Below are 13,348 nucleotides of genomic sequence, written 5' to 3'. Positions count from 1 at the left end.
AGCGGGCATTCTACGCGCTTGCGCCCGAGCTGCGACGCCCCGTTTCCGATCGCCGCTCCTCCCGTCCCCACCGCTTTCCGCAAGCTTTCAGTTGATAATCGTTCCCATTTCGATCTAGAATCCGGAGTCTTTCATTTTGTAATATTCCCTTCGTCCACCTGTTCCACCGGAGTCTCCATGTCGAATCCGCGCACCCGCCTGCTGCCGCTCGCCGGCGCCCTCGCCCTGGCTGCGGCCGCTTTCGCGCCGCTTGCCCAGGCGGCGGAGGAAGTCAGCCTGTACACCACTCGCGAGCCCAAGCTGATCCAGCCGCTCATCGACGCCTTCACGAAGCAGAGCGGCGTCAAGGTCAACACGGTGTTCGTGAAGGACGGCCTGCTCGAGCGCGTGAAGGCGGAAGGCACGCAGTCGCCGGCCGACGTGCTGATGACGGTCGACGTCGGCAACCTGCTAGATCTCGTCGACGGCGGCATCACGCAGCCGGTGCGCTCGAAGGTGCTCGACGATGCGATCCCCGCGAACCTGCGCGGCGCGAACGGCGATTGGTACGCACTGTCGCTGCGCGACCGCGTGTTGTACGTCGAAAAAGACCTGAAGGTCGACGCATTCCGCTACGAGGATCTCGCCGATCCGAAATGGAAGGGCAAGGTCTGCATCCGCTCGGGCCAGCATCCGTACAACACGGCGCTCGTCGCGGCGATGATCGCGCACGACGGCGAAGCCGCGACCGAGAAGTGGCTGCGCGGCGTGAAGGCGAACCTCGCGCGCAAGGCGACGGGCGGCGACCGCGATGTCGCACGCGACATCCTTGGCGGCATCTGCGACGTCGGCCTCGCGAACGCGTACTACGTCGGCCACATGAAGAATGCGGAACCGGGCAGCGATGCGCGCAAGTGGGGCGATGCCATCAAGGTCGTGCGGCCGACGTTCGCGAACGCGAAAAGCGGCGGCACGCACGTGAACATCAGCGGCGCGACGGTCGCGAAGCACGCGCCGCACAAGGCCAACGCGGTGAAACTGCTCGAATACCTCGTGTCGCCGGAAGCGCAGGCGCTGTATGCGCAGGCGAACTACGAATACCCGGTGCGCGCGAACGTGAAGCTCGATCCGGTGATCGCGAGCTTCGGTGCGCTGAAGGTCGATCCGCTGCCGCTGGCCGACATCGCGAAGCATCGCAAGCAGGCAAGCCAGCTCGTCGACAAGGTCGGCTTTGACAACTGACGCTTCGTCGGCCGGCGCGTACCGCCGGCCATCCCGGCCGCGCCTTCGGCCGCGCGCGGGCAGCCTGTGGCTGCTCGCGGCGCTGGCGATCGCCGCGGCGGTCGCAGCGCCGCTCGCGGTGCTCGTCGCCGCCGCGTTCGACGCCGATCTCGCGCACTGGCGACATCTCGCCGAATTCGTGCTGCCGCAGGCACTCGTCAATACGTTGCTGCTGCTGGCAGGCGTCGGTGCGATCGTGTCGATCGTCGGCACCGGGTGCGCGTGGCTCGTCACCGCATACGATTTTCCCGGCCGCCGGATGCTGACGTGGGCGCTGCTGCTGCCGCTCGCGGTGCCCACCTACATCGTCGCGTTCGCGTATCTCGACCTGCTGCACCCGATCGGCCCCGTCCAGGGCGCGATCCGCTGGCTGCTCGGCTTCGACAGCCCGCGCCAGTTCCGCCTGCCCGACCTGCGCTCGCTGCCCGGTGCGATCTTCGTGCTCGGCTTCGTGCTGTATCCGTACGTGTACCTGAGCACGCGCGCGATGTTCGTCACGCAATCCGCGAGCCTGCTCGAAGCCGCGCGCACGCTCGGCGCGGGACGCATCGCGACGTTCTGGCGCGTCGTCGTGCCGCTCGCACGGCCCGCGATCGCGGTCGGCGTGAGCCTTGCGCTGCTCGAAACGCTGAACGACATCGGCGCGTCGGAATTCCTCGGCGTGCAGACGCTGACCGTCTCCGTCTATACGACCTGGATCACGCGCTCCGACCTCGCCGGCGCCGCGCAGATCGCGCTTGCGATGCTCGCGATCGTCGTCGGCATGATCGTGCTCGAACGCTACGGGCGCCGCCGCCAGCGCTACGCGCATGGCCGGCGCATGCGGCCGATCACGCCGCGTCGTCTCACCGGCGCGGCCGCGCTCGGCGCCGCCGTGTTCGGCTGGCTGCCCGTGCTGCTCGGGTTCGGCGCGCCCGCTGCGTACCTCGCGGTCGAGACCGGCAAGCGGCTGCATCTCGTCGGCGGCGTGTCCGACCAGTTGATGACGGGGCTCGCGAACACGCTGACGATCGCCACCGCCGCCACCGCCGCGACGCTCGCGTGCGGGCTCGTCGTCGCGTGGGCCGCGCGCGCGCAGCGCGACAGCGCCCGCGCGGACCCTGCCCGCCTGTGTGCGCGAATCGCGAGCCTCGGCTATGCGGTGCCGGGCACCGTGCTCGCGATCGGCCTGCTGATCCCGTTCGCGGCGGCCGACCGGCTGTTCGGCGCGGCGCTCGGACGCGACGGGCTGCTGCTGATGGGCTCGGTCACCGCGCTCGTGATCGCGTACACCGTGCGCTTCCTCGCGATCCCGGCCGGCAGCATCGAGGCCGGCCTCGCACGCATTCCGCCCTCGCTCGAACACGCGGCGCGCTCGCTCGGCGAAACAGCCGGCGGCACGCTGCGCCGCGTCCATCTGCCGCTGCTGCGGCCCGCGCTCACGACGAGCGCGCTGCTGGTGTTCGTCGACGCGATGAAGGAATTGCCGGCCACGCTGCTGCTGCGTCCGTTGAATTTCGACACACTCGCGACCTGGCTGTATGCGGAAGCCGCACGCGGCACCTACGAAGAAGGCGCGGTCGCCGCGCTCGCGATCGTGCTGGCCGGGCTCGTGCCCGTGATCCTGCTCGCGCGCACCCGCCACAAGATCGGAGCCTGAACCCGTGAACCTGCTCGAACTCGATGACCTCTGCGTCGCCTACGACACGCCGCACGGCCGCCGCACGGTGGTCGACGGGCTGAGCCTCGCGCTGCCGCGCGGCGACATCGGCTGCCTGCTCGGCGCGTCGGGCTGCGGCAAGACGACCGTACTGCGTGCGATCGCCGGCTTCGAACCCGTGCGCATGGGACGCATCATGCTGGACGGCGCGCCCGTCGCGGCGCCATCGCTCGACGTGCCGCCGGAGCGGCGGCGCATCGGCATGATGTTCCAGGACTACGCGCTGTTCCCGCACCTCAGCGCGGCCGACAACGTCGCGTTCGGCTTGCGGCGCATGCCGAAGACCGAACGGCGCATGCGTGTTGCCGAAATGCTCGATCTCGTCGGCCTCGCCGATTCCGGCGGCGCCTATCCGCACGAGTTGTCGGGCGGCCAGCAGCAACGCGTCGCGCTCGCCCGCGCGCTCGCGCCGTCACCGGAGTTGCTGCTGCTCGACGAACCGTTCTCGAATCTCGACGTCGATACGCGCGAGCGGCTCGCGTTCGAGCTGCGCGACATCCTGAAACGCACGGGCCACACCGCAATCCTCGTCACGCACAACCAGGCCGAAGCGTTCGCGATCGCCGACCGGATCGGCGTGATGAAGGACGGCCAGCTCGCGCAATGGGACACGCCGTACGCGCTGCACCATCATCCGGCAAGCGCATTCGTCGCGGATTTCGTGCGCCGCGACGCGCTGGCCGACGAACGCGCGCGCGCACTGGCGCGCGGCCGCTGAAGCGGCGCCGCGGCCTCGTCACGCGGCGCCGTCGGCACCCGTGCCGCTTCATCGGCGCGCTACGCAGGCTCCGCTAGATCGCGTACGGGCAGCGCGGTCGAATACTTGATCTGCTCCATCGCGAATGACGAACTGACGTCGAACAGCGGCACCGTGCGAATCAGCTGCTTGTAGACACGGTCGTAGTCGTCGATGCCGGCCACCACGACGCGCAGCAGGTAATCGGTCTCGCCGCTCATCCGGTAGACCTCGACCACTTCCGGCATGTCGCGCACGGCCTGCGTGAAACGCTGCGCCCACTCCTCGGTGTGCTGGTTCGTGCGGATCGCGACGAACACGGTCGTGCCGACGCCAAGCTTGCGCGGATCGCACAGCGCAACCTGTGCGCGAATCGCGCCGGTTTCCTTGAGCCGCTGCACGCGCTTCCAGCATGGCGTCTGCGACAGGTTCACGCGCTGCGCCAGCTCCGCGATCGGCAGTGTGGCATCCGCCTGCAGCAGTTCCAGCAGCTTGCGATCGATGGCGTCCATTTCTCCAGTCCCTCGTAGATAGAAATTTATTCTATTCATCTTGCACAACGGGGAACAATATGAAAACGGCAACACCGCGTCGACCGGTATAAATACCAATCCTGAACAATTCCGCCGGCTATCCCGCGTCTCCAAACGAAACAGGCGACTCCGCCCGTCGAGGTGGAATCGCCTGATGCAACTGCGCGCCGCAGCTTGCGGGCCGCGGCCGGGCCGGCGCGCATGCGCCGCCGGCCATCATGCCGCTCAATACGCGACCGTCGCGATCTCGTGCACGAAGCTGTCCTGCTCGAGCGCGTCGACGAACGCGACTGCGTAGTCTTCCGCCGAGATCTTGCTGTTGCCCTGCGCATCCACGATCAGCTTGCCGACGCCCGTGCGGAACGTGCCCGTGCGCTCGCCCGGGGCGATCATCGCGGCCGGCGCGAAGAACGTCCAGTCGAGATCGGCGACCGTCTTCAGGTAGCCGAGCGCGTCGCGGTGCGCGAGCGCCTGCCCCTTGTACGCTTCAGGAAAGCCTTCGCTGTCGACCAGTTGCTTGCCCGGCGCGATTTCGAGCGAACCGGCGCCGCCCACCACCACGAGACGCTTCAGGCCCGCCTGACGCGCGCCGGCGACCAGCGCCTTCGCGGCCGCGACGACCTTCGCCGCATCGTCCTGCTTCGGACCGTAAGCGCTCGCGACCGCGTCATGACCCGGCAGCGCGGCAGCGATGCTGGCCGCGTCGAACAGGTCGGCCGCTTGCGCGGTGATGCCGTCGCCCGATGCGCCGGGATGGCGCGACAGCGCGGTCACGCGATGGCCGCGTCGCACGGCTTCCGCTGCGATGCGCGAGCCGATCATGCCGGTGGCGCCGAACAGCGCGATATTCAAGGAACGTTGCGTCATGGCGATTCTCCAGTAAGAAAAATATGTAACTCAGTTAATTACACATAAGATCGAAAAAAACGGGGCGAAGCCCCCGTTGCACCGGACACCGCACCTGCGCGCCGTCCGGTTTCCTGCCCTGTCTGCTGCCGGCTATCCGCCGGCGCGTACTGCCTGTTGCGTGCGTCGCTCGAGATCCAGCATGTCGGCCGTCACGTCGACGAGCGTGCGCGTGGCGAGCGATGCTTCCATCGCGCGCTGCGCATCGCCGATATAGCCGGTCAGCACGCCCTGGATGTGCCGCCCGACGAGACACGCGGGATTCGGTGCCTCGCGATGCAACGCAAACAGTTGCGCATCGTCGACCGCGCGATACACGTCGAGCAGCGTGATCTCGCCGGGCTCGCGCGCCAGCAGCGCGCCGCCGCCGGCACCGAGCTGCGACGTGGTCAGCCCCGCGGCTGCCAGCATCGACAGCAACCGGCGTATCAGCGCCGGATTCGTATTCACGCTGCCCGCGATGATGTCGGACGACAGCGGCACGCCTTCCTGCATCGACAGCAAGGCGAGCACGTGGACGGCAAACGCGAACCGGCTGCTGGTATTCATTCCTCACTCACTCGGCGACGCCGGCCCGACCCGCAACCGGCGACATGTGTAACCATCATAATTACATTTTGCGGATCATGCAAGCCCGCGTCATTCACCGCTCGCGGGCTTGGCGCCCGATGCGTTCTGCTGGCTCCATTGCTGGAGCTTCTTGCCGGCTTCCGCGATCTTCGCGCCCGCTTCGGAAGCCGCATGCGCGACGACCGCGGAGGCAGCCGCGTCGATCTGCGCCTGCGCCGCCGACGCGAGACCGCTCGCGGACAGCGGCGGCACGGCCGACGCCGCGGACGCGATGCCAGCCTTCGCAGCGTTGATCTGCTGGTTGACAGTGCTCGCCACCTGGTCGAGCGCCTTGGCCGCATTGTTCGCGGCATCGGCGGCCGCGCTCGCGGCCGTATCGGGTTGGGCGACCGGCGTACCGGACTTCTCGCAGCCCGCGAGCAACAGCAGCGCACCGGCGGCCACCGCCGCCAGCACGGACCCGGGCACGCGACGCGCCCGCGATGTCTTCGTGTTCATCAGCAATCTCCGGCCGCGCGTCGCACGGCCTCAGGGTTGGAACGGTGTCGATGATACCGCCTGTGGAACAGGCCAAATAACGACCGGCCATTAAAAATGCCTTTCAATTTCGGATTCGTCTGATTCAATCGCAGGCGCTACGCCACTAAAGTGGGCACGCTTCAATCCGTTTCGTACGTGACCCCTTTTGCTTATGGCTTTCCTTGTCGACTGGCTCATCGCCCTGGCCGCGCTGCTCGCCGCCACCCTGTTCCTGTGCTTGCGCGCGCCGTCGGCGCGCCGCCTAGCCGAATCCGGACGTCCGCGCCGCGTCGCATCCGCGCGCCTGCTCACGCAGGCCGTGATCGGTTTCTGGACGGCCACGCTGATCGTCGTGGAAGGCATCCTCGGCCCCGACGGCGACGGCCAGTCGCTCACGGGCTTCGCGGCGCTCGCGTTCGCCGCGCTCGGACTGTCGACCGTCGCCGCCTACTGGTCGGCGTGCGCGCTGCGGCTGCGCCGGCCACCCGTACTGTTCGCCCGCCACTGACGCGCCAGATCGGTGCGTCACGGCGCACCAGCGCGCACCACGCCGCATCACTACACCCGCAGCACGCACCAGTTCAGTACGCATCGCACCACGTGCGTGCACCCCGTACGGGAGTCGATCGCCATCGGCCGCGCCCTCATCCCGTGCACGATTCACCGGAATGCCACACCGCGCAGTGCCCAAGCACCAACTCCACGCGCGCGTTCACCAAGTTGGCTCGATACTTGCGTTCCTTGCCCGTTTTTTGCGCAAGGAAGCCACGGCATGGATGGTCTGAAATCCGGCGTCGACACACTGTTCCTGTTGATCGGCGCCGTCATGGTGCTCGCGATGCACGCGGGCTTCGCATTTCTCGAACTCGGCACGGTCCGCAAGAAGAATCAGGTCAACGCGCTCGTGAAGATCCTGGTCGACTTCTCGGTGTCGACGCTCGCGTATTTCTTCATCGGCTACACGATCGCGTACGGGGTCGAGTTCTTCGACGACATCGGCACGCTGTCGCAGCACAACGGCTACGCGCTCGTGCGCTTCTTCTTCCTGCTGACCTTCGCGGCGGCGATTCCCGCGATCGTGTCCGGCGGCATCGCCGAGCGCGCGAAGTTCAACCCGCAGCTCGTCGCGACGCTGATCATCGTCGGTTTCATTTATCCGTTCTTCGAAGGAATGGCGTGGAACGAGCGCTTCGGCGTGCAGGCCTGGCTCACGCACGCGTTCGGCGCGCCGTTCCACGATTTCGCCGGCTCGGTCGTCGTGCATGCGTTCGGCGGCTGGGTCGCGCTGCCGGCCGTGCTGCTGCTCGGCGCGCGTCACGGCCGTTATGCGAAGGATGGCCGCATCGCCGCCCACCCGCCGTCGAACATTCCGTTCCTCGCGCTCGGCGCATGGGTGCTCGCGGTCGGCTGGTTCGGCTTCAACGTGATGAGCGCGCAGACGCTCGACAAGATCAGCGGCCTCGTCGCCGTGAACTCGCTGATGGCGATGGTCGGCGGCACGCTCGCCGCGTGGATGGCCGGCCGCAACGACCCGGGCTTCACGTACAACGGGCCGCTCGCCGGCCTCGTCGCGGTATGCGCGGGCTCCGACGTGATGCATCCGATCGGCGCACTCGTCACGGGCGCGGCCGCCGGCGCACTGTTCGTCGCGATGTTCACCTGCGTGCAGAACAAGTGGCGCATCGACGACGTGCTCGGCGTGTGGCCGCTGCACGGCATGTGCGGTGCGCTCGGCGGCCTCGCGGCCGGCGTGTTCGGCCTGCCCGCGCTCGGCGGTCTCGGCGGCGTGTCGTTCCTGTCGCAGCTCGTCGGCACGCTCGGCGGCATCGTGATCGCAAGCGCGGGCGGCACGCTCGTCTACGGCGCGCTCAAGGCGACCGTCGGGCTGCGCCTCGACCGCGAAGCCGAGTTCGACGGCGCCGACCTGTCGATCCATCGCATCTCGGCCACGCCCGAGCGCGATTGATCCGGTGACGAACACCTGACGCATCATTACGTTTTCAATTCAAAAAACTTTCATCGAGCGTCCTTACACTTCCGTCCAGTTTTCAATAAGCCTTCGTGAAGCTTGCCGATCGCCTGCTTCGCGAAGGCCATTCTTCCAACAACTGAAACTGGACTCCACATGCCCGCGTTGCCCAATGCTGCCCGTCGTCAGGCCCTGAAGATCCTTGCCGGCGCGCCGATGCTTCCCCTTTCCGGTCTCGCGCTGCCGGCCCTGCTGACGGGTTGCGGCGGTGACGACAATCCCGCATCGACGCCCGCCCCGGTTGCCGCGGCCTATACGTCGGCGGCGTTCTCGGCGATGGCCGCACCCACGCTCGACAATGCGGCCGCGATGGCCACGACGACGGTCGGCTCGACGCTGTCGGTGTCGTTCTCGGACGGCTCGTCGCGCAACTTCAAGCTCGCGTACCGGCCGTTCTTCGTGACGGGCGACATGGTGCCGGACGGCAAGGGCGGCACGACGCTCGCGGGCGGCTACTACGACATCAACAACCAGCCGATCATCGATCGCTCGGTCGCCGGCAAGGAGCGCCAGTTCTATTCCGACTGCCCGGACGGCAGCTCGCTGCTGACGCTGAAGAACGCAAACGTCCCCGGCGTGAAAGGCAACACGGTGTTCGCGGTCGTCCAGTTCGAATACACGACGCGCGACCAGGCGAGCGCATCGCAGTACGGCCAGCTGCCGTCGCCGATCGCGGTGCTCTCGCTCGACCAGGATCCGGCCACCGGCGCGCTGAAGGTCGTGAAGTACCACAACGTCGACACGTCGAAGGCGCACGGCCTGTGGATCACCTGCGGCGCGAGCCTGTCGCCGTGGGGCACGCACCTGTCGAGCGAGGAATACGAGCCGGACGCGACCAAGGTTGCGACCGACGCGCAGTTCAAGGCGTTCAGCAAGAACACGTTCGGCGACGAGACGAAGGCGAACCCCTACCATTACGGCCACCTGCCCGAGATCACGGTGAATCCGGACGGCACGGGCACCGTGAAGAAGCACTACTGCCTCGGCCGCATCTCGCACGAGCTGATCCAGGTGATGCCGGACCAGCGCACCGTGATGATGGGTGACGACGCCACCAACGGCGGCCTGTTCATGTTCGTCGCCGACAAGGCGGCCGACCTGTCGGCCGGCACGCTGTACGTCGCGAGGTGGACGCAGACGTCGTCGGCCGGCGCCGGCACCGCGACGCTCACGTGGATCAAGATCGGCCACGCGACGAGCAGCGAGATCGAAGCGCTCGCGAATACGCTGAAGGCGTCGGACATCATGGACCTGGTGACCACCGACCCGAACGATGCGAGCTACGCGAAGATCCACTTCGGCGGCAAGTTCAACTGGATGCGCGTGAAGCCGGGGATGGAAAAGGCGGCCGCGTTCCTCGAGACGCACCGCTACGCGGCACTGCTCGGCGGCAGCATGGGCTTCACGAAGCTCGAAGGCACGACCGTGAACGCGAAGGACAAGATCGTCTACACGGCGATGTCGCGGATCGAAACGTCGATGGTCAAGGGCAACGCCGTGTCGCGCGATGTCGCGGTCGACAAGAAGATCGCCGCGGGCGCCGTCTACGCGCTGAACCTGAAGGGCAGCCAGCGCGACACGACGGGCAGCGCGATCGACAGCGAATGGGTGCCGGTCGACATGGGCGCGCCGGCCGCGCTCGTCGGCGAGGATCTCGCCGCGGCCGACGGCCTCGGCAACCTCGCGAACCCGGACAAGATCGCCAACCCGGACAACCTGAAGTTCTCCGAAAAGCTGCGCACGCTGTTCATCGGCGAAGACTCGGGCATGCACGTGAACAACTTCCTGTGGGCGTACAACGTCGATACGAAGTCGCTGGTGCGCGTGCTGTCGTGCCCGGCCGGCGCGGAATCGACCGGACTGCACGCGGTCGACGAGATCAACGGCTGGACGTACATCATGAGCAACTTCCAGCACGCGGGCGACTGGGAATCGCCGCTGCACGACAAGGTCAAGCCGACGCTCGATCCGCTCGTGCGCGCGAACTTCAAGGACCGCTTCGGCGCCAGCGTCGGCTACCTGACGGCCGAGCAGACCGGCATCAAGCTCGCGAAGGCCTGACCGGGTCGCGCGAGGGGGATGCCCCTGGCCGGGCGTCCCTTCTTCATCACCGTTCATTCGTCGGCGCTCCACGCCGTTTTGTGCGCGATGCCCAGTGCGGGCGTCGCGCTTTTTTTTGCGCGCGCGAATCGCGTGAATGGCGTGCGCAAGCACGCACCGAACGGGCTCGGCCGGGCGTTTCCAGCGATCGGGGGATAATACGGGCCTGACGCGTCCGGGCGGACAGTCAAAATGACGGGCAAAAAAAAGCGCCACGGAGACCGTGGCGCTAAAAAAGTTCTAGCCATTCCGAGGGCCGTGCTAGAACCTGAGAGACTGCGCGAAACATCGTTGCCGGTTAAACTCTTGAAACGATGTTTCGAAAACGTGAGACATTCTTTCCGTTTCCGCCCGACAAGTCAAGCGGTATTTGCACCGGTTCATGCACTTTCTGGCAACGCTCAATTGAGCGTTTTCCTAATAAACCAAGGGTGAACCCGTAAAATCTCATCCAATGAACGGTTCACCTGCGGAACATGCATCTTTTGACAATAGTCCTACAATACCAACAAAATTGAAATCGAGTTTCGGAATTAGAGAGAATCCCTCGTGTCGACAACTGTAACCCCTCCCGCGCCGCGGGACCGTGAATCTTCGCCCGACGAGATCACCGCCCTCGCCCGCGGCCTCGCCGTGCTGCGCCGCATCGCAGCTGCCGACGCGCCCGTCAGCAACCGCGAACTGACCGAATTGACCGGTATCCCGAAGCCGACCGTCTCGCGCATCACCGCGACGCTCGTCAGCGCCGGCTTCCTGTTCCAGTTGCCCGACAGCGAGCGCTTCGTGCTCACCGCGTCGGTGCTCGAACTGAGTCACGGCTTCCTGCGCAACTTCGACATCCGCGCGCGCTCGCGGCCGTTCATGATCGAGCTGGCCGAACGCACGTCGCTGTCCGTGCACCTCGCGGTGCGCGACCGGCTCGACATGGTCGCGATCGACGTGATCCGCCCGCGCTCCGCCGTGCTCGTCACGCGTCTCGAGATCGGCTCGCGGATGGACATCGCACGCACGGCAGTGGGTCGCGCGTATCTCGCCGCGCTCGAGGAAGACGAGCGGCGCCTGCTGCTCGAGTCGCTGCGCACCACGGCGGGCGACGACTGGCCGCACGTCTCGTCGCGCCTGACCCCCGCGCTCGACGAAGCCATGCGCGACGGCCACGCGATCGCGATCGGCGAATGGCGCGAGGGCCTGAATGCGGTCGCAGCCGGTTTCGTCGGCCCGTCGGGCCAGCGCTATTCGGTGAATTGCGGCGGTGCTGCGCACCAGTGCTCGCCCGAATGGCTGCAGGAACACGTCGTGCCCGCGCTGCACGAATGCATCGCGAAAATCACCCGCGAGATCGGCGGCGCACCGGCCCGGCGCATCAGCGTGTAATCGTTCCGTCATCGTCCTGTCGCGTTCTGTAACGACCGTAACCCGTTGAAAGATAGACCACTGGACTGTAACGGGGACGGGACGTAGGATCATGCCCATCGTCGCGCCGCATTCGCGGTGCGCACCGCTCTTTTCCCGCGCGGGTCGGCGGGGCCCCGGACCGAGCCGGGCCCCCTTCCCGTCACCCGCTCGCCCACGCGCAGCCCAGCAGTCCGATTTCCGGCACGCCGCGCCGTCTTCCTGACAGATCACGATGGATAACGAACAAAAGCCCACGCCCCCTTCGAAAGACCCCGCGTCGCCCGCCGCACGGCGTCCGCGCCGCACGCTGATGATCGGCACGGTCGCGGTCGTCGCCATCGGCGGCCTGCTGTGGTGGCACCCGTGGAACCGCACGCCGGCCGCGGGCGGCACGGCGAACGGCGCAAGCGCAACCGCCGGCAGCAGCGCAGGCGGCCATCGCGGCCGCGGCGGCCCCGCTGCCATGGCGAACGTTCCGCAGCCCGTGCAGGTCGCGACCGCGACGCAGGGCGAGATGCCGATCGTGCTGTCCGCGCTCGGCACCGTGACGCCGCTCGCGAACGTGACGGTCAAGACGCAACTGTCGGGCTACCTGCAGTCGGTGTCGTTCCAGGAAGGCCAGATCGTCAAGAAAGGCGACGTGCTCGCGCAGATCGACCCGCGCCCGTACCAGGTGTCGCTCGAGAACGCCGAAGGCACGCATGCACGCGACTCGGCCCTGCTCGCGACGGCGCGCCTCGACCTGAAGCGCTACCAGACGCTGCTGTCGCAGGATTCGATCGCGTCGCAAACCGTCGATACGCAGGCGTCGCTCGTCAAGCAGTACGAAGGCGCGGTGAAGACCGACCAGGCCGCGATCGATTCCGCGAAACTGAACCTCACGTATGCACGCATCACGGCGCCGGTGTCGGGCCGCGTCGGCCTGCGCCAGGTCGACCCGGGCAACTACGTGACGGCCGGCGACACCAACGGCCTCGTCGTGATCACGCAGCTGCAGCCGATGAGCGTGATCTTCACGACATCGGAAGACAACCTGCCGCAGATCCTCAAGCAGGTGAACGCGGGCCAGAAGCTGTCGGTCACCGCGTACAACCGCAACAACACGGTGCCGCTCGAGACGGGCTCGCTCGCGACGCTCGACAACCAGATCGACACGAGCACCGGCACGGTCAAGCTGCGCGCGAACTTCGATAACAAGGAAGGCATGCTGTTCCCGAATCAGTTCGTGAACACGCGGCTGCTCGTCGACGTGCTGCGCAACGCGACGATCGTGCCGACGTCCGCGGTGCTGACGGGCTCGATCGGCCAGTTCGTCTATGTCGTGAAACCCGACAACACGGTGACGGTGCGCAAGGTCACGATCGGCCCGGTCGACGGCGAACGCACGAGCATCGTCAGCGGCGTCGCGCTCGGCGAGCGCGTGGTGACCGACGGCTCCGACCGCCTGCGCGAAGGCGCGAAGATCTCGATTCCGGCCGACAAGCCGAAAGGCGCGTCGGGCGCGCGCGGCGCCGGTGCGGCGTCGGGCGCATCGGGCACCGCCGGCCATCGCGGTGGACACAAGCACGGTGCGTCGCAAGCAGCGGCCCAATAACGCGCGG

Annotated in this window: 12 protein-coding genes; 8 read left to right on the top strand and 4 right to left on the bottom strand. The window is 67.1% G+C overall.

The window, feature by feature from the left end; genetic code table 11:
• Positions 1-177 precede the first annotated feature (177 nt).
• The 3 genes from HWX87_RS09540 to HWX87_RS09530 are packed head-to-tail and all read left to right on the top strand — an operon-like array spanning position 178 to position 3,677.
• Positions 178-1,221 (top strand): Fe(3+) ABC transporter substrate-binding protein, encoded by a 1,044-nt coding sequence (locus HWX87_RS09540; RefSeq protein WP_176046908.1) that lies wholly within the window; start codon positions 178-180, stop codon positions 1,219-1,221.
• Positions 1,211-2,899: an iron ABC transporter permease gene (locus HWX87_RS09535; protein ID WP_176046907.1), complete on the top strand. Its 1,689-nt coding sequence runs from the start codon at positions 1,211-1,213 to the stop codon at positions 2,897-2,899. The genes HWX87_RS09540 and HWX87_RS09535 overlap by 11 nt, the downstream gene beginning before the upstream one ends.
• A 4-nt stretch (positions 2,900-2,903) precedes the next feature.
• Entirely contained in the window at positions 2,904-3,677 is a 774-nt protein-coding gene (locus tag HWX87_RS09530) for an ABC transporter ATP-binding protein (RefSeq protein WP_176046906.1), read from the top strand.
• A gap of 59 nt (positions 3,678-3,736) precedes the next feature.
• On the opposite strand, the gene HWX87_RS09525 is transcribed toward HWX87_RS09530, so the two are convergent.
• The 4 genes from HWX87_RS09525 to HWX87_RS09510 all read right to left on the bottom strand — a co-directional run bounded on the left by HWX87_RS09525 (position 3,737) and on the right by HWX87_RS09510 (position 6,202).
• Positions 3,737-4,207, bottom strand: coding sequence for an Lrp/AsnC family transcriptional regulator (locus tag HWX87_RS09525; RefSeq protein ID WP_006484401.1), 471 nt, complete (start codon positions 4,205-4,207; stop codon positions 3,737-3,739).
• Between the two features lie 246 nt (positions 4,208-4,453).
• Positions 4,454-5,095, bottom strand: a complete 642-nt coding sequence (locus tag HWX87_RS09520; RefSeq protein WP_176046905.1) for an NAD(P)H-binding protein — start codon at positions 5,093-5,095, stop codon at positions 4,454-4,456.
• 132 nt (positions 5,096-5,227) lie between these two features.
• A complete protein-coding gene (locus HWX87_RS09515; RefSeq protein ID WP_176046904.1) occupies positions 5,228-5,683 on the bottom strand; it encodes an Rrf2 family transcriptional regulator in 456 nt (151 codons plus the stop codon).
• A gap of 90 nt (positions 5,684-5,773) precedes the next feature.
• Positions 5,774-6,202, bottom strand: a complete 429-nt coding sequence (locus tag HWX87_RS09510) for a hypothetical protein (protein WP_176046903.1) — start codon at positions 6,200-6,202, stop codon at positions 5,774-5,776.
• Positions 6,203-6,395: 193 nt separating this feature from the next.
• Between HWX87_RS09510 and HWX87_RS09505 the strand changes: the two genes are divergently transcribed.
• The 5 genes from HWX87_RS09505 to HWX87_RS09485 all read left to right on the top strand — a co-directional run bounded on the left by HWX87_RS09505 (position 6,396) and on the right by HWX87_RS09485 (position 13,341).
• Complete coding sequence (locus HWX87_RS09505; protein ID WP_176046902.1) at positions 6,396-6,731, top strand: hypothetical protein; 336 nt, start codon at positions 6,396-6,398, stop codon at positions 6,729-6,731.
• A 264-nt stretch (positions 6,732-6,995) separates the two neighbouring features.
• Positions 6,996-8,189 (top strand): ammonium transporter, encoded by a 1,194-nt coding sequence (locus HWX87_RS09500; RefSeq protein ID WP_176046901.1) that lies wholly within the window; start codon positions 6,996-6,998, stop codon positions 8,187-8,189.
• Between the two features lie 159 nt (positions 8,190-8,348).
• Positions 8,349-10,313: an alkaline phosphatase PhoX gene (locus HWX87_RS09495; protein WP_176046900.1), complete on the top strand. Its 1,965-nt coding sequence runs from the start codon at positions 8,349-8,351 to the stop codon at positions 10,311-10,313.
• Positions 10,314-10,901: 588 nt separating this feature from the next.
• The gene (locus HWX87_RS09490) at positions 10,902-11,726 is read left to right on the top strand and encodes an IclR family transcriptional regulator (RefSeq protein WP_176046899.1); all 825 of its coding nucleotides are present in this window, start codon (positions 10,902-10,904) and stop codon (positions 11,724-11,726) included.
• Positions 11,727-11,979: 253 nt separating this feature from the next.
• Positions 11,980-13,341: an MdtA/MuxA family multidrug efflux RND transporter periplasmic adaptor subunit gene (locus HWX87_RS09485; RefSeq protein WP_176046898.1), complete on the top strand. Its 1,362-nt coding sequence runs from the start codon at positions 11,980-11,982 to the stop codon at positions 13,339-13,341.
• Positions 13,342-13,348: the final 7 nt, after the last annotated feature.

It is taken from the genome of Burkholderia sp. BCC1644 (assembly GCF_902833225.1).
Classification (GTDB): domain Bacteria; phylum Pseudomonadota; class Gammaproteobacteria; order Burkholderiales; family Burkholderiaceae; genus Burkholderia.
The sequence above is the reverse complement of the archived record's forward strand: the minus strand, read 5'-3'. Positions and strand labels throughout refer to the sequence as shown.